The following is a 22,316-nucleotide window of genomic DNA, read 5'->3' on the forward strand; positions in this document are numbered from 1 at the left end:
GTTCTGAAAAGTCTACCGCTTAGGTATCATCAGGAACGTAACTGTGAGCCTATCGTTTTCGCTTCAAAATGGTATCCAGCATTTCAACGGCAGGTTGGTAGTATGAAATAGTCGTTTCCCGTACCTGATCGGCAGTAATCCAGGAAGAGGCATCGGGATCAGTGCAAAATTGTTTGAGCTTGCGTCTGGAAATACGAGTCGAGTAATGCATTGGCATGAGAACAAAAACTCCTTACTTATCTTTTTTTAGATTGGGCGATGATTTCGAATGCCAACTGAGCAGCAGCGACGATCAACGTGAGTATGGCTTGATTCATTACATGAGCCCCCTTTGCTTGAGGCTGACAAACGAGTTATCGCCCAAAATGATGTGATCCAGCAGTTCAATACCTAAAATAGCACCGCTTTGTTGGAGCCGCTTGGTCAAAACTGGGGGAACGGATGGAGTTGGGACTCCTCCTCGCTATGGTGAAAGAAGGATTTCTAAGGAATTATACAAAAAGCTTAGGTCTAAAACCCCGACAAAAGAGTTACAGGATAAAATGAATGAAGGTGTTATACTACCAATAGATGATCCTGTACTAGCAGGTAAAAAAGTTGAAACAGCATTAGAGGCTGATCATATTGTGCCAATGGACAAAATAGCCAAAATGGAGAATTTTGATAAACTCACTTTTGAACAACAAGTTAAGATTCTGAATAATCCTGAGAATTTCACAGCTTTAAGTAAGTCGGCAAACACTTCTAAAAAGGCAAAATCTTATGAAGATTGGACACATTATAAAAAAGGAAAACCGGGTGAGATCGAAGTCAATCCAGATTTTAGAAAAGAAATGATAAAGAAGGAGAAAGAGCTGGAACGGAAAATACAAAAGCTAATAGATGATCTTTTAAATACGGATGAGTAAAAAGGGGGATAAACAGTAATCATGGTGCAAAATGGAAAATTAGACTATCTAAGAAAATATACAAAGAAAAAAAATGGATCTGTAAAACTGATAAGCGATATGGATCTTCACAATTTGGATGTGCTTACGAAAGAATGGTATAAAATATTTGAAGAGAAGAGTGTTGAAAAAAGAATTAAACTTATTCTTCAACGATGGGAGCAATATGTTGGAAGTGAACTAAGAAATACAATCTCATATTTGAAAGAGTATTTAGATAATGTTGAGCTTATTGAAGTTAATGAGCGAATATCTGTGTTGTATACGGTAAAAGATAACTCAGGTCAGGTTGCTTATTATGAAGGAAGATTACCTCAAACAGAAATCGTGAATAACGAAATAAAAAATGTATGGGATAAACTTCCAGTATCAGTTCGTTCCTTTTATGAAAATGTACACAATGGTTTTTATTATTATGCTAGTGGTTCAATGGGGTTAGTATGCTTGGAAGAAGTAGCCTTCTTAGGCGATGATGATTTTGATTGGAGTATTATTGATGACCTAGATGAACCCTTGCAAATTAATTTGGATACTTCATTTGGTTTTTTCAGTAATGGAATGGGTACTTATGTTGCGATAGATTATAATAATTGTGAAAATGATAATGCTACCCTGTGGTCAGCAAAAGATGAGCCAGAATACAATCTTAATTTTTGGGATGTAGTGGATGAATGGATCTTAATAGGACTTGAAGGGTGATTGCCTGTCTAATTCATTATAAATTTTTGGTGCAGGTTGATGTCAGACCAAGGTGATAAAATCCTTAATTGGTTCTTAAATAAAGGTGTTTCTTTGACAATTGTTAATTATATGCGGAATGTTTCTACGTTCTCAATAAAGTTGATATGTTATAGAGTTCATCTCCCCTATATGTATAGAAAGAAAGCGACGATACTGACTTTGGCGTAGGTTGACGCTGTCGTCGGTATCGTCGCTTTTTGAGTTAAAGGGGTACTTTTCTGCGAGCTTGAGCTTAATTAAAGAGTGGAAACGAACATAAAAAGTAATCTATTGAAAGGTATATGACAATATTCCAAAAGATGGTATGATGGATTGCGGAAGGGCTGTTCTCTCATTGAATTGCATTAGTTTCACTTGAGATCGGTTACTTCCTTATACAGTTACTTTAAGGGGTGGTCTATGTTGTCCAATACAACCGCGATACTCACAGAGATAACGAAATATATGGAAGATAATCAGTTGATCCTTAGCGATTTAGCCAGAAAAGCAGACATGAATCCAGGTACCATGAGTAGCATTATCAATGGGAACCGTACGCTTTCAGTTGACCAGTTGGATCGAATTACGGAAGCGATGGGTCATCCTGTTGGCCATTACTACGAACGATATGTGACTGAGTATTTAACGGAGGCCAATCCAAATTGGCGACGAATGAGTCCTTTTATACATAATTGTGCGAAACTAAATAAATTGGACTGTATTCATGAAGTAGTCAACCTATTAATGGATAAACTGGGCTATTTGGAATCTTTATTTGAGCTTGCTGAAGAACTATTTAAAGAGGAACTTCACGAGGCAGCAGCCATACTATTTGAAAACGTAGCAGTTAGTGAAAAGAAGCAATATTCGGAGCGGTTGGCGTTTTGCCAGTATCGCTTGTTTACAATTCGTATTGGGAACGATCAGAGCCGAAATTTCGAAGTTGCATGTTATTTTCAACCTTATGTGGAACGATTGGATGAAGTCGATCAGCTGGATGCGCTGAAGGATTTGACAAATGTGTATCGTTCTCTACGTGAGTGGGATAAAGTTGAGGAAAACGCTAAAAAAATAAAGATAAAAGCGGAAATCCAGTACACACTCAGTCATGAGGAGAAACGAAATCATAGGGGGCCTATAAAGAAGACAAGGGGCCTACTATTTGGATATATCGCCTATGCGGATCTGTTGTGTGCAGCTTCCTGTGAAGCCCGAGAAGATTATGAACGGGCATTGCAATATACATATGCTTACACGGATTTAGGCTGGGTCAAGGAAACAGATGCGGAAACTCGACACTGGGTCAGCTTATTCCAACATTGGGCACAAGGGAACATGTATGTTTACAAGCTTTTGTCAGGGGATACTAGCGTACTTCAAGAATATGTGGAGTACGTAAATACTTCGTCAAATGAATCAGAAAGAGAACTGATTGCCAAGCTAATGAACATTATGATCGTAGCTAACCAGCATGGGATTAAAGTGGATGATATACTTCAGCGATTTAAAACGAAAATTGATTCTTTCATGCATCAATCGACTTCTACTGGTATGTATGCTCAGCAGGTTGTTCCAGAACAGTTAGCGCGTTTGGAGTATGAACTAGCTTACTACTACTTGAATCAAGGAATGTACAGTGATGGTTTTAAATATTTGATGAATGCTTTAACAAAAGCGAATATACTAAAGAATGAGGCATATCTTATAAATTGTATAGGATTGTTTTCCCATTTCTGGGCTCAAGCGGTTCCTGAGACTAAAGAAGAGTATTTCAAATTTATTGAAGAGGTGTGGTTGGGTAATGCTAAAAAGATCGGTTCTACTCGTCATCGCAACTAGCTTTTTGTTTATGTTGACTGTACCTATACAAAATTATAGTCATGATCCAATAGTACAACTTCAAGAAACGATTGGAGGGTTTTAAGCTGACTAATGGATAAGGAATTTGTTAATTATTTGTTTTGTAGTATATATTTTGAATGTTAGACTGCTATTTAAATCAGCAAAAGAAAAAAGTGACGGTACCAACATTGGCGTTAAATGACGCTTTTGTCAGTGCCGTCGCTTTTTGAGGTTCAAAGAGTATGAATACTTTCCTAAAGAGCGCGGTTATTCTAGTGCGGTGTCGTGTTAAATGATTTGGACATAAAGATGGCTGTCGAGACTTTCTCGACAGCCTAAAGACCTGCCTTCCGGCAGGTTCAGAGTGTCGAGAAAGTCTAGAGGACTTTTCGACACTTCTATATTTATATGGGGAGACGCATCTTTTAAAACAAAAATCGATTTAAAACGATCTGAGGACCCTAGTTTTTAGACCACTAAGACAGTTTTAAACCCCCTGCAAAAAAACAGGGGGTTTCTCGACAGCCTGGACCTGCCTTCCGGCAGGTTTTTATTTTGAACGATAAAGTGAAGACAAAATAGATAACCAAGCAGGGTCCGTTTGTTCTTGAGCATTAAGAGCAGTTAATAAGATTATGGCGTCGTCACTAAAGAAGAAGTGGTGAGACGAGGTGTATTATCAGGTATGGTTCTTGCCTTAGTCGCTTGCTCAAAGGAATAGGCAAGATTTAATAAAGACTGTTCGCTGTAAGCCGTTCCCAAGAAGGAAATGCCTACAGGCACCTTAGCCTCCGATACGCCAGCTGGAACGGTAATCTCAGGATAGCCTGTTGCAGAAGCAACATACCCTGCGGCGTAAGTATCAAATGCGTCGCATGCGTAGGTCGGATCCTGGATATCGAAACGAGGAGAGGCAGGGCAGGACATCGTAGGAAATACAATCGCATCCAAATTGTTAACCTTCATCAGCTTTTGTACCTCTGCTCTTGCAGCCGGAATATCTTTGCTTATGATCGATTTATAGCTTGCCGATTCTTTCTGGCTTACCGCCTTGATTGCGTCTTTCATTCCTTCAAGGCGCGCAGGATTGACAGGTGTAGCCGAGTTAAGGACCTCCGGTGATTCACTGATCTGAATAATCTCCTCTAAAGTTTTTGGTTGATCTTGTCGGAGGAGGGTGAGATATTTCTCTAACTGAACCTTGAAGTCAGCATCGCCGATTGGTCCAAGAATCGGCGTCCACAAATACTGCGTCTTGTCCGTGAACGATACCTGTACGAATTGAGCACCTTGTTCCTTCATAGCAGCTATAGCCCGATTGGTTATCGCGTCAACCTCACTGTTTTCGCCAAAGAAGTCACCCGCAATACCGATACGAGCGGTTTTAAGTGCATCGGTACTGAGTGCTTTACTATAATCCGGCTCAGCGAGTTTATCCGACATTCTTGTTGAATAATCATTCTTGTCCGTACCGGCCATATAACTGAGCGCGATAGCTGCATCCTTGACACTCCGTGCCATTGGTCCGGTTGTGTCAAACGTCAGAGAAGAAGGGATGACTCCGCTGCGGCTGGTTAGACCAAGCGTAGGTCGAATTCCGACGAGCCCGGTGACGTTCGCCGGTCCGCGAACTGAACCTGAAGTATCCGTACCGAGCCCGAAAACAGCAAAGTTGGAAGCGACAGCGGCGGCGGAACCGCTGCTGGAGCCCGATGCGTCGCGATTAAGATTGTACGGGTTCAACGTCAGCCCCCCGAGGGAACTATAGCCAAGTCTGCCGTAGGAAGCAGCAAATTCGGACATATTCGTCTTGGCAATCACGATAGCTCCGGCATCAATCAATTTCTGGACCACAAAAGAATTTTTAGAAGGATATGCGTTTTTCAGGGCAACAGAGCCGGCCGTAGTCGGCATGCCCACCACATTATAATTATCCTTAACGACGATTGGGATTCCGTGAAGCTCGCTTCTAGGGCCTTTCAACTTGCGTTCCTTATCCAGCTCCTTGGCCAATTCAACGGCTTTAGAGTTTATTGTAATGACCGCATTTATTTTTGGCCCTGCTTTGTCATAATCTTCAATTCGATTCAGATAATATTGAACTAATTGTTCGGAAGTGGTTTGACCGCTATTCAATGCATCCTGAATTTCCTCAATACTTTTCTCAAACGGGTCGAACGTATGTACCTCCCTCTCTTGCGCAACTGGTGTCGCTGTTTCTGCAAGAGCAGAATCGGTTGCACTTAAGCTGACCACGATCATCGAACCTACCATTATTGAGATCGATAGTACTAGCCTTGTCCATGTTTTCCTCATGTTAAGACCTCCTTGATGATGTTCTTGTCATATTATATACCATAGATTAAATCAAATTACTTAAATAATCAATATTAAAAATTTATATATCAGGATAATGGGATTTAACTTGAAGATAAAATCTATAATCATACTCTTTTATGCATAAATGTGATTTTATACTATTTATTATGATATGAAATATGACATGATCGAATGCGCCTATAACCGGCCAAGAATTCATTATTGATGCCGGCAAATATGTGTTACCTAAGTTCGCCAAACGAGCTAATTCTAATAGAGGCCGGCTAATGACGGTGGATCTCAAGATTGAGAAGATCAATATATCTACCATAATATATATATTTTGTATTATAAGGGAAAAAAGTAATTGTTGGATGGTTGGACTAGACACCGGCGGCGAAAAGTGCAGCAAGCAGCAGTACAGGGGGAAGCTCCAATTCAAGCGTTACATCGAAAGATAGGGGAGTCGTTAAGTCAGCTGTAAACACTCCTAGCTCACCGAAGTAGTCTACTGGATGGTTTATTGGGATTAGCCCAGAAAGTATGTGATGTAGCTGCGTCTATTCCTGTATTGGGGGCCATTCCGAAGGCAGCAAGTCAAAAAATAGCTTCGATTCGTTCCGAGGTCGCTTCCTTTGGACCGTCATCCATAGTTAAATATGCGGTAGCCGGTTTGTCCATGATTCCAGCGTACCTTCCCATGGTTGGGGAGTGGTGTTGGGGAAGACGGCCAAGGTTGCTGCTCAAACCTTACATGCGCACACGGAGGAACAGAGGGCCCGTGAACGGCATGCGATGATGGATTTTCTTGGTAAGGTATGGACGAGTGCCAGAGGGTATGGAGAAGTACAATCCGCACATGACTTCATCAACTATGTAAAGGGAGTCAATCAAGCTTCCGTACAAGCCTATAGCGATATTCCCAAGGGGACAATTAATCTATTTACTGAGCGTCTTACATGCCAGAGTTGTACTGATGTAATTATGGACTTTAGAAGAGAGTATCCAAACATTACAGTAAATGTTCTTACAAACGACGGAAAGGTAGTAAAATAGGAAGAAAGGGAAGGGGGGACTGTATGCAAGAATGGGATTATAACGAACTAAGCGAATATGTCAACGAGGTCTTCTCTAATTCTATAAGCGATGGACTAAACGCTCTTCAAGCAGGGGGGCGATGCTTATATGAGTTTGCCAATGTAATTGAGGAGGGGGAAACCGAGAAGATTATATTTTATATTACCTTAGCTTTTTTGCAGATTGAAAAAGGGGTACTATCTCAACGAATCTATGATGAAGTGAAAAGCATTACTAGGGAGTTTGATATAGATAAATTCGTCAGCGAGTTAGGTTTTGATGATGCTAAAGACTTAAGTAAGCGTGTCAAATCAGTAGAAGCAAAGTTTCATATTGTTGAGGTTATTAGTTGACTAGTGTTTTTTCTTGATTTGGGGAATTGTTGTGGGGCTACCCAGTGCCGAATGAATCACTTCACCTCATGATTGCAAACATAACCCTTGTTCTACCTATACAATATTTTTCGTGAAATGAGATGTACGCACATAAAGTCTTGAATAAGTACACCTAAATAACGTAATACCGTTACGACAAACAGGTTGATTATGGTCAGATACCACCATGATTGACCTGTTTTTTGTTATCTTCGTTTTCTCACAGGTTTTTCAAAATGCTACGCAACTGTAGAATACTCCTGACCCTAGAGGATATGCTTATAAATGGAAAGACTCAGAAAGATTTGTGGCTTATATTGGTGAGAGAGTAATCAGTTTGTCAGAAAAGGGAAACGTATTCTTCTCAAGTACCGACAGTACTGATATTTAAAACCTTATTACTAAGCTGCATCCCCAAATAATCTCAACATCATCACCCGCCGAATTGTGGATTTACCGTGCCACGGTTCGCCTCCATTTAAAAAACCCGCTCACTGAGTGAAGTGCACCCCTTAGAATAGACATTGGAATAAACCCCTAGTTTATCCGATGAAATCTAGGGGGTGCATTTTTTATGCCAGCGAAAAAAGGAACAAAGTTTAATGAGTATACGTTTGAAACCAAGGTAGAGGCTATACGACTCCATATCGAAGAAGGTTGGACGTATCGTAGACTCATGGAGAAGTTTGGGATCGCAGATCGACATATTTAAGGGATTCTGGCGTGCCTGATGTTTTAGTTCTAGTTTTCGTTAAACTGATTAAGTGTAAGTGTGGGTATGGAAGACATGCGAGGGATGGAAATAATCCGGATGCCAGTATTTTTGATGAGCAGGATGATGTGTACACTAATCAAGAGGTTGAAAGCATGCTTGGTTTTGAGATAGAAGCTTTCTCGGAATTTGCGGAGAAATATGAAGAAAGTATCTCTGAAAAAGATTTGTTGAAATTTCGGGATGTCCTCAGAAAGCAACCAATGCTGGCGTTTAAGAATAAGACAGGAGCAGCCATATACAATGTTCTAAAAAAACATTACGATGCTGGAGAGTACGACATATTAAAAGCTTCAGAAGTAAAGCTATTTAGAGGTAGAACAAGAGCAGTGGACTCCAGTAAGGCTTACACAGTTGAGGAGTTGTGGATAGCTCTGCTAGGCAAGCCTTCACATGGTCGGTATAACTCTATTGGTGTACCTGTACTGTATGTAACGAATCAAGAACGCGCCATTCCTTATGAGATTAATCCTTCACATGATCAACTTATTGATATCGCTACTTTTGATATTCTCAAGAAGAAACTAAAACTGTTTAACTTGGGGGCGTTTGATTCGAACTTCGAAGTTTTTTTAGCGAAGTTAATGAAGATACGAATATCGTAAAAACAGCATATTTATTACCCAATTATATTGGAGCATGTTGTAATGAGTTCTGGCGGATCATTATCAGTGAGTCCAGCACACGCAATTGGTAATTTCGGTTGTTTCCTATGTTCTATGCCATTCCAATAATAATTCGCTGGGTTTTTGAGACATTGGAGCTTGCCATGCAATCCGAACCGAAGGGGCGTCCACTGCTCACGGCGACCGTGGATATCAGTATACTTCTTTGAAATTTAAGGAGAGGTTAGACGAATCGAGGCTGGAACAAGGCATGTCCCGAGTGAGCTGTTGTATTGATAACGGGCCGATGGAGTCCTTCTGGGGGATATTGAAATGTGAGAAGTACTACCTGCATAGTTACCGAACCTTTGAAGAACTCCAACGGAGTACATCCATTTTTACAATAACGAACGATTACAGGCCAAACCAAACGGCCTCAGTCCGTGGAATTCAGGACCAAGGTCGCTTAAATATCTCTTATTATTTATACTGTCTACTAGACGGGGGGCAGTTGAAATTGTATTGAAACCAGAAATATGGCATGACACATCGAAATATTTAAAGTAATTTGTCAATAATATACTCCAGACTTGGAACAGACATATCTTTGTATGGTTATATACTCATACCTTCATCAGAACGATAGATATTGACAGGCTGCACTTGTATATAAAGAAAAGAGAACAACAGGGGAAGGTTACCTGTTTCCCACTTTGCTTGCTTTGGTGTGTATATACCAAGTATTCATATTTTTTATAGAGGTAATTTATGCGTGTAATGTTCTGTTTGCGGATCAAAGATAAAGCCTAATGAATGATAAAAAGCTCTTCCTTCATTTGTTAATGTTCTTAAGACCAGTATTTTAAAATATTGTCTGGCGTGGGTGATAATATACTCCACTAACTTACGGCCAACTCCATGGCGTCTGTAAACAGGTGATACATAAACTCTGCGTAAACGCGATACATACTTATCATTTAGGAAAGGATCTTGATTCAACCCACATATGCCAATCAACTTTTCTGAATGATATGCACCGATTAGTAGTTCGCCTTTTTTATCAAAACGGTTAATGTTATGTTTGTATTCTTCAGTTAACCGTCTTAAATAGGAAAAACCCTCTAATTCACTTGATTTTACCAAAGGTAGAATTTCTGAAGCGACTAAACAGTGTATGATTTTGATTTCAATAACTTTTAGCATCACTATACCTCCTTGTAGCATTTTAACTTAAGAAAAAAAGGCAATTAATATAAGTGTAGCTTATCAATACGGTGAACGGCTTCTTCAAGAAGTTTGTCCGAGCTCACAAGACTGAATCGAACAAAACCCTCACCCGAATTGCCAAAACCAGAACCCGGAACAGTTACCACATGAGCTTGGTTTAGCAATATCTCACTAAAATGCATAGAAGAGAATCCTTTAGGTGTAGGGATCCAGCAAAAAAAAGACCCTTTTGAAGGGATTGCTTCACAATTGATGCTATGAAGAGCATTATAAAATACATCTCTTCTTGTTTGATAAAGGGATACTAAATCTTTTACACAATCTTGTGAGCCGAGCAGTGCCTCACAAGCTGCTTTTTGAATAGGTCCAAAAATTCCACAATATTGGTGGTTCTGAAATTTATTTATCATGTTTATAATTTTGGAGTTTCCTATTATAAATCCTATTCTCCAGCCAGCCATATTGTATATTTTAGAGAGTGTATATATTTCAACTCCTACTTTCTTGGCACGGGGATGCTTAAGAAAACTCTCAGGCTTCAGTCCGTCGAAGACAATGGGACCATAGGCAAAATCACTGGCAATCACGATATTATGATAGAGTGCAAATTCTATCAACCTGTCGTAGAATTCTGAAGTTGCTACAGCTCCTGTCGGATTATTCGGATAATTCACAAACATTAGTTTACTTCGCCTTGCTTGCTCGTATGAAATAAGATCTAAATTCGGCAAATAATTTGAATTTTTATCTAGTGGCAATGAAATCATTTCTCCACCTGTTAGATCAATTCCTGACCAATAGTCAGTATATCCTGGATCTGGAACTATGCATGCATCTCCTTGATTTAGCAGGCACTGACAGAGTTCTATGATCCCGGTTTTCCCTCCGGGGATCACTGCTATTTCATTTTCTGGATCTAAATGAACTTTGTAATCTTCCCAATATCGTTTTGCAACAGCTTGTTTCAAAAAGAAATAGCCTTCAAAGGGCGGATACCGATGATTTTCACTCAATTCAGCTTCTTCCTGGAGTTTTCTCACAATATGTGTAGGCGTTGGGAGGTCATGATTTCCCGTACTCAGATTAATTATATCCGCGCCACTTTCTTTCATAGTCGTGGCATTTCGTATAATCTGCTGAAAAAAATGGACGGGTAGTCTTTCGAATGCATTGGAAGGTACTATTTTGAATTCACTTTTGGTCCTCATCACTGTAATACCTTATCCTTGATAATTAGCGGCGCACTCTGCAATTGAAGAGCAACCTCAATAATTGTATCTTCCTGACCAGCGACGACTTTCCTTTTGCCAAGTTCCAGGAAAAGCTCTAGCGGATTAACGTGATACTCTTCGGCAGCTCTTTCAATTGGTTTTAAGAATGTGGATACGACACCGGAAATTCCACACATTATAGCATTTGGGGCAATCAGCGGGTGCTCAATTTCTAGGATTTTACGCAATTCGGGAATGCGTTCAATCAACAGATTGCTGTTAATACCTGTAGTGTATTTCATTTTATCCAGTAGCATAACTAATAACTCTATTTGGGTGTTGCCTGCACCAGCACCATATCCTAGAAGTGTTCCATCTATGATTGAAGCTCCTGATTCAATTGCTGCAAGAGAGTTAGCGATGGCCAAACCAAGATTGTTATGGGCATGAAAGCCAACAGGAATGTTTAGCTGGGAGGAAAGCAGTGAAATTCTTTGCTTCACTTCATCCGGTAACAGAGCACCCGCTGAATCCATTAGAACAATCCCATACGCTCCGTAAGACTCCATCTTATGCGCTTCCTGAAGTAGTCTTTCCGGTTGAGCCATATGGCTCATCATCAGCACTCCGTAAACTTCGGAATTTCTCTTTCTTACAAATTCAATATGTTTCTGAGTAACATTTGCTTCGGTACAATGTGAAGCGATTCGAAAAATATCAACGCCTGCTTCGAATGCTGGTTCCAAATCTTTATGAATAGTTGCAAATCCAGGTATGACATGCACTGCTAGTTTAGAAGTAGTTAGCATAGCGCGTGCTGCTGTCAGCATTTCATAATCAGAAGTTAATGATTCTCCTAATTGTAAAGAAGAGGCCCCAATACCACAGCCATGCCCTACTTCAACTACAGGAATACCAATAGAATTTGCAGCTTTGCAGTATTCTTCAATTTGAAATGGGTTAAACCGATGACTGTTAGCATGTGAGCCGTCGCGTAATGTGGGATCATAGACAGTAACATTCATTGACCAACCACCTCGCTTCTATAAGAATTGAGTACATATTCTTCAGCTATTTTGATTGCCGCACAATTAATAATATCTAGATTGCCGGAATAGGAAGGGAGAAAATCTCCCGAACCTTGAACCGAGGCCATCAATACTATTCGCTCATTATCAATTACAGGAGGAGATATGATACGGTATCCACTTGCGTACTCTTGGATTTTGGCTACCATAGTTTGGACTTCCTGATTAAGTTTGTCCAAATGGTAATCTTTAACTTTAGCAAAAACTGTAGTTTGCATATTAATCGCAGGAGAAGCCGGATTAAGAATTAGAATAGCTTTGACTTTAGTGCAGCCCGTAAAATATTTTAACGCCTGTTCTGTCGTTTCGATATATTCATCTAAATTTGAACGAGTAGCATTACCTGCACTTAAAGAAGAAATAGTTGTAACTACTTCTATATATTGAGTATTTTTGTGGGTTTCGCTGATTGCATAAGCCAAGGGAATCGACACTTGTCCCCCACACGTAATCAGTCCCACATTATTATGTAGAAGACTTTCAGCAGTGTTTAGGGCAGGAATACAAGGAAACCCGAGATTTGACGGAGTAATATCAATTATTTTTTTATTAAGGGCTTTTAAAATCGGGGCATGCTTGAAATGGTTTTCTGCCGAGCTTGCATCAAACACCAGGTTACAAGAAGAAGGATTCTCAATAATCTCCTGAATCCCCCTATGGGAGGTTTTTATACCAATCTCTTGAGCGGTTCTGAGACCATCGGATTCTGGGTTTCTGCCTATAAAGACACTGCATTCAAGATATGGCGACTTTATAATTTTCCTCAGTAGATCTGTACCTATTTTCCCACTACCAATTATTGCACATTTTAATTTTGGAAATGTAGTTAGCATAAGTTTCTCACGTCCTTTCAATAAACTGTAAATGGTTTCTGCGGGTCTAGCATTACATACCGACGTACTTGGAATAAAGCGATTTTGCTTGAGAAAGATCGCTTGTACCCTGAACTAGTACACGACCATCTTCAAAATATATCAACTGATATGAATCTACATGAAGCTTTACAAGAAACTTATTGTAATCAACAGTCCCCAGATGTCCAATTTTATTTGATAGTGCTTCTAAGTTTACCTTTTTAGGATTTGATGGAGTGATTTGAATGGTATTTCTACCGCAAAGAGAGGTGAAGTTATCATATGTTTTCGCTGGGTCTAGAAAATTAAATTGATGCTTTCCGCAACATGGACACTCTGGGTTTATTGGTCCAATCTCGAAATGTTCAACTTCATTATGCCAAATATCAAGATGTTGAATAAAAGAGCTAAGCATATGCTCATTAGCTGTCAGAATCTTCAGAGCCTCAGTGGCTTGATATGAAGCTACAATGTTTACTAAAGGTCCCAAAACCCCTGAAGTATCACAAGTTTCACCGTGGTTAAGATCAGAAGAATATTCATAAAGACAGCAAAAGCAAGGTGTAATATGAGGGCGGATCACAGAAAACATTCCGTTTGAGCTAACTGCACCGCCATAAATCCATGGCGTATTACTTTTTACGCATACATCATTAATGAGAAACCGTGTTAAGAAATTATCAGTTCCGTCCAATACGAGATCAAATCCATCCAAAAGTAATTCGGCATTACCGGAATTGATGTCAGCGACAACAGGATCTATTTTGACAGAGGAGTTAATTAAGTTTAGTTTGTTAAATGCTGCAACTGCCTTTGGCAAAAACTGCTCAACATCGGTTTCATCATAGAGCATCTGCCGTTGCAGATTACTGGTTTCAACGAAATCCCTGTCAATAATTCGAATGTACCCTACCCCCGATCGAACCATATGGTTGGCTAACACCGAGCCTAACGCCCCCAAGCCTACAATCGCTACTCGGCTACTCAAAAGCTTGCTCTGTCCTGATTTCCCAATAGGTGAAAATAGTGTTTGTCTTGAATACCTGTCCATAAAGCTACCTCCTAGTATCTTTTAAATGACAAGATGGTTCTACAAGAAGAAATAAAAAATTTCTGGAAATTTAGTATGGTAAAAATCCCCTCTCTATGATAAGCTAACTAAAAAAATACGTCAATCTACTATAAATGTTAAAAATTTTAAATTATTAAAAAATTTATAAGTGTAATATTTTAAGAGGATGGTTATTTATATGGAAATTATTTATTTAGATAATGCAGCTACGACTTGGCCTAAACCCCAGAGTGTAATTGATGCAGTTCATGGACATCTCTTATACGGCGTTAATCCTGGAAGAGGAAACTACAAAATGTCGGTAAAAACTGGGGATTTATTGTCTGAAACGAGAATTAAATTAGCAAAATTGTTTAATATAAACAATTATAATTCCATTATATTCACCTTAAATGCCACTCACGCTTTAAATCAGGCAATCCATGGTTATCTCAAGGCTGGTTCCCATATTATTACGACTACTCTTGAGCACAATTCTGTTAGACGTCCTCTGGAAAAATTGCGAAAAAGCGGACTGATTGAGATTACTTATATTTCTCCTGAGAAAGATTGGACATGGGATTTAGATAAATTTAAAGCTGAAATTAGAAAGGATACCGCACTTATTATCGTTTCCCATGTTTCTAATTTGACTGGGTCCATTACACCGATAGAGAAAATTGGTTCTCTATCTAAAGAATTTAATATTCCTTTTTTAGTGGATGCTTCGCAGTCTGCAGGGGTTATTAAGATAGATGTACAAAAAATGCATATTGATATGCTTGCCTTTCCTGGACACAAAGGTTTGTATGGCCCACAGGGAACTGGGGGGTTATACCTTAATCCGAAATTGAAGTTGGAACCATTAATGCAAGGGGGAACAGGTAATCATTCCGAAGATTCAGATCAGCCACAATTGTTGCCTTTCCGGTATGAGAGCGGTACACAAAATACTTTAGGTATCAGTGGACTTTTAGCGGGTGTGAATTTTGTAATGGAACATACGGTAGAGTACATATATGAGAAGGAGATGGAATTAGCCAAACTTCTAATTGGAGAATTGAAAAACATAAAACAAATAAAAGTATACGGTCCAGACGATTTACGAATGCGTACGGGAGTTATTTCCTTTAATGTGAATGGAATTGAGCCTATTTTGCTAGGGCAATTGCTTGATGAGCATTTTGGAATTGCTCTTAGAACAGGCTTCCATTGTACCCCATTAGCCCATCAAACAGCTGGTTCGTTCTCAACAGGTTCGCTTCGGGCTAGCTTTGGTTTTTATAATACGAAAGAAGACGTATATGCACTTGTGACTGCCTTAAAAGATATTATTGAAAGCTTCAATATTGTATGAAGTAGCTTAAAAGAAGTTTGGAAAGGAGGTGAGAAAGTTGGACATGATGAAGGTTGCTAATGTTATTTTTATGGATAAAATGGTGGAAAATGAAATATACTCACACTGCATTCGAAAGCTCAACTGTCATTATATGCCTGAAGAAACCATGGAACAGCAAGCTTTTGGATTGGTTGGAGGAAGGATAGACAATAATGTGCTTTCGGTACAAATGGTTATACCATTATGTGAAAATTTTCGCTATGACCAATCAATGCGAGATGATATGAATGAGGCGATAATAAACTATTCAATTCCTGCTGAACTTGCTGTCGAAGAACGTGCATGGACTGCATCTCCGAAAGAAGTGCAGAAGGCGTTGGCATTATTTGATAAGTACGACTTATCTTTAATCGGCTCGTATCACATGCATCATGAAAATTCGTGGAATGGAATTCAATCAAAAGAACTTCCGTCGAAGTTAGATGAATACTTGGCTCGTGATTCTGAAATGGTAATGTTTATTGTCTATATATCTGATACTGGAGAAGCAAAGGTGCGGGCATTTTATGAAGGTAAGCTTGGAGAAGAAATTAAGATTTTCCTTAAGTAATTTGAAAATGGGGGAGAAAAACTCGATGGAAATTACCGTTAAGTATTTAACTGCAGTGAAAAAAATAACAGGAATTTCTTCGGAAAAATTTAAAGCTCCAGTAAATTGTAATTTGGAAAATTTGTTTCTTGATCAAATATGTAGTAGTTATGGAGCATTCAAGGGTTATGTCGATAATATGTTAAACAGCAATGGAAAAATATTGTTTTTTTTGAATAACAATATTGTCAATGATTTGCGGGGAACGTTTTTGAACGACGGAGATGTGATTACTATTATGTCGCCTATTGCAGGTGGTTAATTTGTGAACCAGCATAATGAAAAAATTAGAGGGAGTGAGAAAGTTGAACAACCATAAAATCGAGTATGTTGATCTGAGAAGCGATACCGTTACTTCTCCAACTCAAGAAATGCGTCAAGAGATCTATATGGCTAGAGTTGGGGACCACGGATACGGTGAGGATGAAACGACCATTGAGCTGGAACAATATTGTGCCAGATTGTTTGGTAAAGAAGCTGCGCTCTTTATGCCTTCAGGTACAATGAGTGATCAGGTATCTATTCGATGTTGGACAGAATCAGGAGATGAAGTCATACTTGACCGGAGCTATCATATTAATTACTTCCAAGCAGGTCCATCAACTGATCTGGGGAAAATACTATTACATACGTGCGAAACAGAAGATGGAGTACTCGGAGTTGAACAGATTGATAATGCTATCACGCAAAGAATCCGAGGCAATTTATTTAGTAGGCCAGCTTTGATTTCCTTAGAAAATACAATTAACGGACATGGTGGACGTATCTTTCCTATAGAGGCTTTAAAGGATGTTTACAGCTATGCCCAGGCCAAAGGGATACCAGTGCATATAGACGGAGAACGATTCTTAAACGCTTGTGTGGCTACTAACATTCCTGTAAATGAATATGCCTCATTCTCTGATAGTATTTCTTGTTCATTTTCGAAGGGATTGGGTGCACCGTTTGGATCGATCATTATGGGGAAATCAGAGTTTATTGAAAAGGCAAAAAAATACCGCAGATGGTATGGAGGTAGTCTCCATCAATCGGGATTCATGGCTGGAGCTGCTTTGTATGCTATTACCAATAATATTTCTAGATTGAAAGAAGATCATGATCATGCAAAATTATTGGCAACTTTGATCCAGTCCAATTGTGAATGTGAGTTAGATATAGAGCCTCCAGAGACGAACATGATTATGCTGGATACGAGAAAATTAGGAATTAAAGCAGTTAACTTTGCAGGAAAATGTAAAGAAATGGGTGTTTTGGTCTACCCGTGGGCCCCATACACTATTCGGGCTGTAACCCACCTCGATATTAATACGGAAAAGATCAGACTGGCATCTAATGTAATTGCTAATTTATGTTCGCAAGCAATGCAACATAGCCAAACAGAAAGAAGATTACAAGGTGTTGAACTTTAAAATCCTATATTCGGCACACTTGCTTGGAATATTGTTTTTGGCATACTAATTAGTAGGATCGCGTTCTTTATGAGTATGCTGTTTATTTAAATTGATCATACTCAAATTAAAGGAATATCACCTCCAATGACAGGGCTAATTTTAGGCTCAAGTTCACTTGGAGGTGTAATAGTAAGTTTTTCTGCTGATAAGTCTATTCCTATAAGTCCTGGAACAAAAAATAATGTTGCTATCTTCATATTTGAAGAACCTATTCTGTCATGTGGAGCGCCTAAAAGATGACCATGATAATACAAAGCTATTTTCAAAGCGAATAAATCTAAATTTTCAAAATTAGAGATTAGTGATACAGAGATAAAAATTGTCATGATTCATACAAAAACTTAGGAATGACGGCCATGTAGTTGGTATAGTCCTTAAAAAAATAAATTTATGGTTATATCCCTATGGAGAATATGTTGTGAGGTAGATTATAAGTGTTAATGTAAACGGAGAAGATATTGTAAGTGTTGCAAATTTAGTGAAAAATGCACTTCAGAAAATTATAGTTACTGAGAGTGTGAGTAAGGGGGCGTAAGGTGATTAATAAATTTCTAACGATACGACCAATAACTTGGAATATCTTGATAGGAACTCTATTTAGCCGCATTGCATATTTTATGTGTATGCCATTTCTTGCTATTTATCTCACGTCAATAAAGGGAATTCCAGCAAGTGTAGCAGGGATAATTTTAGCGTCTAGTGCTTTGGTGGGAGTCATCACAAGCTTTTGGGGCGGTGTATTGACCGATCAATATGGTGCCAGAAAGATATTAATTAGTACAGCAGTGGTCTGGGCTTTAGTCTTTTTTTCATTTACGGTAGCAAGCAGCGCATTACAATTTTTTATAATAAATGTTTTAAATGGTATTTGTTATTCCATATTTGAGCCAGCAACGCGGAAGGTTTTATCTGACTATGCCAGTGAAGGAAATAAGCTAATGGTTTTTAATTTCCGATTGACGGCATTGAACTTGGGCGCCATTATAGGTCCAATACTCGGTATTGCTCTTGGCAAAAATTCGAGTATCCTGCCATTTGTGTTATTAGGCACTATGTATCTGCTATATGGCTTTTCGATTTTGTTGACATTGAAGGAAAATGGCACAGTAGAGAAGGGCACTCAAAAGAGTGAAGTCAAGCTAGTACCTGCCCTCAAGGTTATCTTTACAGATAAGGTGTTCATGTGGACTTTAGTGGGGACTATTTTTACATTTACTGGTTACTCGCATTTGACGTCAACACTCCCTCAATACTTTAGCGAACCCAGCATTTTTACGAAAGGTGTAGAGACATTTTCAATTTTGCTCTCTGTAAATGGATTTGTGGTGATTTTAATTCAATATCCTGTCGTTAACCTCATGAAGCGCTTTACACCCTTCATATCTATTGCATTAGGTAACGTACTAATCAGTTTAAGTTTAGTGATGTTTTCACTATCCCATCATTTTGTTTATTTGATTGCGACCATGGTGGTATTTACTGTAGGTGAGCTTTTGTTGGGGGCAATGATAGATTTTCTGATTGATGAGCTCGCTGTAGAGTCGCTAAAAGGCACCTATTTTGGTGCTATAAGTTTTATGAGGTTAGGTAATGCCCTAGGACCGATGCTCGGAGGCGTTGGTATCAGTGTTTTAGGATTTGGGAAATCAACCCTTCTATTTTCTATTCTTGCAGTAATTACATTATTTGGAGTTTTGGCTCTATTAGTATCAAGGAATTTGTATTTAAGAGAAAACGATATGAAGATAATGGAGGCTCTGAGGAAAAATGCATAGTAAAAAACGATTGTTTCTAGTGGGAATTGCACCAGATTTAACAAAAAGAGCTGTTTTGAGAGCAAAGCAAATGAATTATGAGGTTATAGTTGGTGAGACGCCTACAGAAATGCAGAAGAATAGGGCTCTGGTAGAGGCGGCAGATCAAGTTATTGAAGTTAATATTAATGATTTTAATGCTCTGTATTCTGTGGCAGAACAACTTCATCATGAGAAAAAAATTGATGGGATGTACACGTTTAGAGAATTTTCTTCTGAACCGACGGCTAAAGTGATTGAAAAGTTGGGATTGTATGGCTTGCCGTTTGACGTTGTAGAAGCCTGCAACGATAAATTTAAAACAAAGGCTAATTTTGAAAAGCAGGGTGTTTTATCTGCGAAGTATCAATTGTGCAGCACTTTAGAAGAAGTAGAGGACTTTTTTAAAAGTATAGCTGCACCTATCATAATTAAGCCTTTAAAAATGCAAGGAAGCTTAGGGGTATTTAAAATTACCAAAGAAGAAGAAATTCATCTTTTTTTTGAGCGTTGCAAAACAGAAGGCAATGACGGAGTTGTCTTAGCAGAAGAGTTTATTGAAGGGCAAGAGATTTCATTTGAGGTCGTCGTGTGTAATGGTAAAGTTTACGTTTTAGGCGTGACTGAAAAGTTATTATTCCCAGGGACATTCGTTGAGAGGGGGCATACCACAGCCTATGAATCAGAAGTGTTAGATGCTGAAGACTTCCAAAATATCGCTGAAAACATTGTAAAAGCTGCAAGTGTTTTTTTTGGTGCCATGTTTATAGAAGGATTTGTTACACCAAAAGGTTTTTATTGTGGTGAAATACACACACGTTACGGTGGAGATCAAATTAGCACAATTACAGAGTTAGGGAATAAGTATGATCTCATTACGCCTATTTTTTCAGAGCTTATGGGAGAAGTAGTTGAAGTTGTACCAGTGGGAGAGAGAGAGATTTCTGGGGCGAGATTTATTTCTGCAAAGCCAGGAAAGATTGTTGAAATAGAAGGTGTTGAAGCGATTAAACGGATGGACGGAGTACATTCTATCGATTTATATTGCCAAGTAGGAAATGTTGTAAATGAATTATGTTGGAATCGTGATCGATTAGGGTGTGTGGTTGCCAAAGCCCCATCTAGGGAGGCTCTTGAATCGATTTTTAATGATGTATTTAACGTTTTAAGAATTGAAACGGTTTAAAGGGGAAGAGAGGAGAGTTATTATGAAAAATATTTTAATTATTCATCTACCTAACCCAAGTCGAAAAATGCATTTTCAGCAGGCAAAGGTCTATGGTGCAACATTATATTTGATGATGGAAAACCCAACATGGGAACTTGAATATGTGGACCACGTCGTATGTGCCAACGTTAGAAAAATAGAAGAGGCGGTACAAAGCGCTAAGGCTTTATCGCAAAAAGTTGCCATAGATGGGGTTGTCACATTTGTAGAACATGCAGTGCCTACTGCAGCGGCAGTTGCTGAAGCGCTAGGTCTGCCTTTTATTTCTCAAGAAGCTGCCTATAAGTCGAGAAATAAATATGAAATGCGTCAGCAGTATGAAGCGTTTGGTATAAAGTGTCCCGAATATGCTCTTGTAGATAGCGTTGATGAAGCAAGAGCATTTACTAAGCAATCTGGGTATCCTGTTGTGGTTAAGCCAATAATAGGGGGCGGCAGCCTAGCTGTTCTTAAAATAAATAATGAAAAGGAATTGAGAGCGCATTTTGAAAGTATGAGGCTTTCAGTATGGGCGACTTTTAAGGAGGATGCGGTGTATCCTAAAGCGTGGGCAGTTTATGGTGGAAAGATACTTATCGAGGAATACATAAAAGGGATAGAAATTAGTGTCGAGTCATTAACTTATGAGGATGTGACTGAGGTATTGGCGATACACGATAAGCAAATGCCAGAAGAGTCCAATTTTTTTCCAGAGGTGATGTTTTCAACACCAACCTCCTTCCCTCAAAATATTGAAGAAAAAGTCATTCAGACGACTCAAATAGCCAATAAAGCGCTTGGAATTCATTGTGGTGCAACGCATACGGAATATAGAATTACCGATGATAATGAACTGTACATCATAGAAACAGGGGCGAGAATAGGGGGCGGACCTATCTTTTTATCCGTCCTGAACTCTACAAAGATTAATATGATACACAAAATTATGGATATCGCTCTAGGGATAAATCCTAAAATCAAAAAAATCCAACCAGACCCAATTGCTTTTTATCAACATTTCATTGATGCAGATGGGATTGTGGATGAGGTTGATGTTGTGGGTATTGAACGTATTCATCAAAACCCTAATCTCGTAGAGCTACATATTTATAGAACAAAAGGCGATCGAATTATTTCAGAAAGGCGAACCTTAGCGCATGCCCATGTTATTGCTAAAGGCGAGACGGTTGAATTGGCCTTAAAAAATGTGTGTGAGATGGCGCAAAATATTCATTTTAGACTTACAGACGGGTAAATATGAAAGGGTTGATGGGCGTATTCAAGGGAAAAGTGCTTGAATGTTGCGATTATAGGTACGGGCAATATAGGAGCGAGTCTATTGTACAAAGTACAGAAAAGTTCTTATTTACATTGCACGCTATTTCTCGGAAGAAGAGAAAGCTTCCCAAATCTTCAAAATGCTGAACGTATAAATCATTTGATGAAACTCGAAGATACATGCGTAATGGGAAACATGCATAATTGTATCTCTTATTTACAATCGACTTTTAGACGTGAATTGTCTCAGAATCTCTTTAACATCATTGGATTCTTAAACACATAATAGGTGAAATCACCAGATTAAATTTTATTCACCACGAAGAATTACGAATAGCTAGGTTAGACCGAGGAAATTGCCCGTAATTGCGGTTCCAAGCGAACAAAGTCTCTCTGAGTGGTTTATGAAGGCACAGAAAGAGTGCTTAGTAGTGATAAGATTTTTAATGATAAACAACAAAAGGAACTATTAAAGCAGTTTCGATATCATGAATAATTTATTTATGCAAAAA

Annotated in this window: 23 protein-coding genes; 14 read left to right on the forward strand and 9 right to left on the reverse strand. The window is 38.9% G+C overall.

The window, feature by feature from the left end; translation table 11 throughout:
- Positions 1 to 49: 49 nt before the first annotated feature.
- Both WA407_RS15005 and WA407_RS15010 read right to left on the reverse strand, forming a co-directional pair.
- Positions 50 to 217 carry a hypothetical protein gene (locus tag WA407_RS15005; RefSeq protein ID WP_155985470.1) on the reverse strand — a complete coding sequence of 56 codons (168 nt, stop codon included), beginning with the start codon at positions 215 to 217 and terminating at the stop codon, positions 50 to 52.
- Between the two features lie 99 nt (positions 218 to 316).
- Positions 317 to 427: a JAB domain-containing protein gene (locus tag WA407_RS15010; RefSeq protein ID WP_336077674.1), complete on the reverse strand. Its 111-nt coding sequence runs from the start codon at positions 425 to 427 to the stop codon at positions 317 to 319.
- On the opposite strand from WA407_RS15010, the gene WA407_RS15015 reads away from it, so the two are divergent.
- From WA407_RS15015 to WA407_RS15025, 3 genes are all read left to right on the forward strand, one after another.
- Positions 420 to 908 (forward strand): GmrSD restriction endonuclease domain-containing protein, encoded by a 489-nt coding sequence (locus tag WA407_RS15015; RefSeq protein WP_336077675.1) that lies wholly within the window; start codon positions 420 to 422, stop codon positions 906 to 908. The genes WA407_RS15010 and WA407_RS15015 overlap by 8 nt on opposite strands.
- Before the next feature lie 21 nt (positions 909 to 929).
- On the forward strand, positions 930 to 1,646 hold the full coding sequence (locus WA407_RS15020; protein WP_336077676.1) for an SMI1/KNR4 family protein: 717 nt from the start codon (positions 930 to 932) through the stop codon (positions 1,644 to 1,646).
- A 444-nt stretch (positions 1,647 to 2,090) separates the two neighbouring features.
- Positions 2,091 to 3,506 carry a helix-turn-helix domain-containing protein gene (locus tag WA407_RS15025; RefSeq protein WP_442952037.1) on the forward strand — a complete coding sequence of 472 codons (1,416 nt, stop codon included), beginning with the start codon at positions 2,091 to 2,093 and terminating at the stop codon, positions 3,504 to 3,506.
- Between the two features lie 636 nt (positions 3,507 to 4,142).
- Here WA407_RS15025 and WA407_RS15030 read toward each other — a convergent pair.
- A complete protein-coding gene (locus WA407_RS15030; protein ID WP_254329934.1) occupies positions 4,143 to 5,825 on the reverse strand; it encodes an amidase family protein in 1,683 nt (560 codons plus the stop codon).
- A gap of 720 nt (positions 5,826 to 6,545) precedes the next feature.
- Between WA407_RS15030 and WA407_RS15035 the strand changes: the two genes are divergently transcribed.
- From WA407_RS15035 to WA407_RS15050, 4 genes are all read left to right on the forward strand, one after another.
- Entirely contained in the window at positions 6,546 to 6,884 is a 339-nt protein-coding gene (locus WA407_RS15035) for a deaminase domain-containing protein (RefSeq protein ID WP_336077678.1), read from the forward strand.
- A gap of 23 nt (positions 6,885 to 6,907) precedes the next feature.
- Entirely contained in the window at positions 6,908 to 7,258 is a 351-nt protein-coding gene (locus WA407_RS15040) for an Imm3 family immunity protein (protein WP_254329931.1), read from the forward strand.
- A gap of 595 nt (positions 7,259 to 7,853) precedes the next feature.
- Positions 7,854 to 7,991: a hypothetical protein gene (locus tag WA407_RS15045; RefSeq protein WP_209940425.1), complete on the forward strand. Its 138-nt coding sequence runs from the start codon at positions 7,854 to 7,856 to the stop codon at positions 7,989 to 7,991.
- A gap of 11 nt (positions 7,992 to 8,002) precedes the next feature.
- The gene (locus WA407_RS15050; RefSeq protein ID WP_209940424.1) at positions 8,003 to 8,656 is read left to right on the forward strand and encodes a hypothetical protein; all 654 of its coding nucleotides are present in this window, start codon (positions 8,003 to 8,005) and stop codon (positions 8,654 to 8,656) included.
- 753 nt (positions 8,657 to 9,409) lie between these two features.
- Here WA407_RS15050 and WA407_RS15055 read toward each other — a convergent pair.
- Genes WA407_RS15055 through WA407_RS15075 form a run of 5 tightly spaced genes read right to left on the reverse strand, consistent with a single transcriptional unit; the run spans position 9,410 to position 14,087 of the window.
- Positions 9,410 to 9,859: a GNAT family N-acetyltransferase gene (locus tag WA407_RS15055; RefSeq protein ID WP_336077679.1), complete on the reverse strand. Its 450-nt coding sequence runs from the start codon at positions 9,857 to 9,859 to the stop codon at positions 9,410 to 9,412.
- Positions 9,860 to 9,903: 44 nt separating this feature from the next.
- Positions 9,904 to 11,091: an aminotransferase class I/II-fold pyridoxal phosphate-dependent enzyme gene (locus tag WA407_RS15060; protein WP_209943531.1), complete on the reverse strand. Its 1,188-nt coding sequence runs from the start codon at positions 11,089 to 11,091 to the stop codon at positions 9,904 to 9,906.
- Positions 11,091 to 12,119, reverse strand: coding sequence for a 4-hydroxy-2-oxovalerate aldolase (gene dmpG, locus WA407_RS15065; RefSeq protein ID WP_209940422.1), 1,029 nt, complete (start codon positions 12,117 to 12,119; stop codon positions 11,091 to 11,093). Before dmpG ends, WA407_RS15060 begins: the two co-directional genes overlap by 1 nt.
- Complete coding sequence (locus WA407_RS15070; RefSeq protein WP_209940421.1) at positions 12,116 to 13,015, reverse strand: acetaldehyde dehydrogenase (acetylating); 900 nt, start codon at positions 13,013 to 13,015, stop codon at positions 12,116 to 12,118. The genes dmpG and WA407_RS15070 overlap by 4 nt, the downstream gene beginning before the upstream one ends.
- A gap of 52 nt (positions 13,016 to 13,067) precedes the next feature.
- The gene (locus WA407_RS15075) at positions 13,068 to 14,087 is read right to left on the reverse strand and encodes a ThiF family adenylyltransferase (RefSeq protein ID WP_209940420.1); all 1,020 of its coding nucleotides are present in this window, start codon (positions 14,085 to 14,087) and stop codon (positions 13,068 to 13,070) included.
- Between the two features lie 199 nt (positions 14,088 to 14,286).
- Between WA407_RS15075 and WA407_RS15080 the strand changes: the two genes are divergently transcribed.
- The 4 genes from WA407_RS15080 to WA407_RS15095 are packed head-to-tail and all read left to right on the forward strand — an operon-like array spanning position 14,287 to position 17,484.
- Positions 14,287 to 15,444: an aminotransferase class V-fold PLP-dependent enzyme gene (locus WA407_RS15080; RefSeq protein WP_209940419.1), complete on the forward strand. Its 1,158-nt coding sequence runs from the start codon at positions 14,287 to 14,289 to the stop codon at positions 15,442 to 15,444.
- Between the two features lie 37 nt (positions 15,445 to 15,481).
- Complete coding sequence (locus tag WA407_RS15085; RefSeq protein ID WP_209940418.1) at positions 15,482 to 16,036, forward strand: hypothetical protein; 555 nt, start codon at positions 15,482 to 15,484, stop codon at positions 16,034 to 16,036.
- Positions 16,037 to 16,061: 25 nt separating this feature from the next.
- Complete coding sequence (locus tag WA407_RS15090; RefSeq protein ID WP_209940417.1) at positions 16,062 to 16,337, forward strand: MoaD/ThiS family protein; 276 nt, start codon at positions 16,062 to 16,064, stop codon at positions 16,335 to 16,337.
- 43 nt (positions 16,338 to 16,380) lie between these two features.
- On the forward strand, positions 16,381 to 17,484 hold the full coding sequence (locus tag WA407_RS15095; RefSeq protein ID WP_336077680.1) for a threonine aldolase family protein: 1,104 nt from the start codon (positions 16,381 to 16,383) through the stop codon (positions 17,482 to 17,484).
- A 101-nt stretch (positions 17,485 to 17,585) separates the two neighbouring features.
- On the opposite strand, the gene WA407_RS15100 is transcribed toward WA407_RS15095, so the two are convergent.
- Positions 17,586 to 17,852 carry a hypothetical protein gene (locus tag WA407_RS15100; protein ID WP_209940415.1) on the reverse strand — a complete coding sequence of 89 codons (267 nt, stop codon included), beginning with the start codon at positions 17,850 to 17,852 and terminating at the stop codon, positions 17,586 to 17,588.
- Positions 17,853 to 18,062: 210 nt separating this feature from the next.
- On the opposite strand from WA407_RS15100, the gene WA407_RS15105 reads away from it, so the two are divergent.
- Genes WA407_RS15105 through WA407_RS15115 form a run of 3 tightly spaced genes read left to right on the forward strand, consistent with a single transcriptional unit; the run spans position 18,063 to position 21,781 of the window.
- Positions 18,063 to 19,301 (forward strand): MDR family MFS transporter, encoded by a 1,239-nt coding sequence (locus WA407_RS15105; RefSeq protein ID WP_209940414.1) that lies wholly within the window; start codon positions 18,063 to 18,065, stop codon positions 19,299 to 19,301.
- Positions 19,294 to 20,505 (forward strand): ATP-grasp domain-containing protein, encoded by a 1,212-nt coding sequence (locus WA407_RS15110; protein WP_336077681.1) that lies wholly within the window; start codon positions 19,294 to 19,296, stop codon positions 20,503 to 20,505. The genes WA407_RS15105 and WA407_RS15110 overlap by 8 nt, the downstream gene beginning before the upstream one ends.
- Before the next feature lie 22 nt (positions 20,506 to 20,527).
- Entirely contained in the window at positions 20,528 to 21,781 is a 1,254-nt protein-coding gene (locus WA407_RS15115; protein ID WP_209940412.1) for an ATP-grasp domain-containing protein, read from the forward strand.
- Positions 21,782 to 22,316 lie beyond the last annotated feature (535 nt).

The sequence above is a fragment of the Paenibacillus sp. 203 genome (assembly GCF_037027525.1).
GTDB classification, from domain to species: domain Bacteria; phylum Bacillota; class Bacilli; order Paenibacillales; family Paenibacillaceae; genus Paenibacillus; species Paenibacillus polymyxa_B.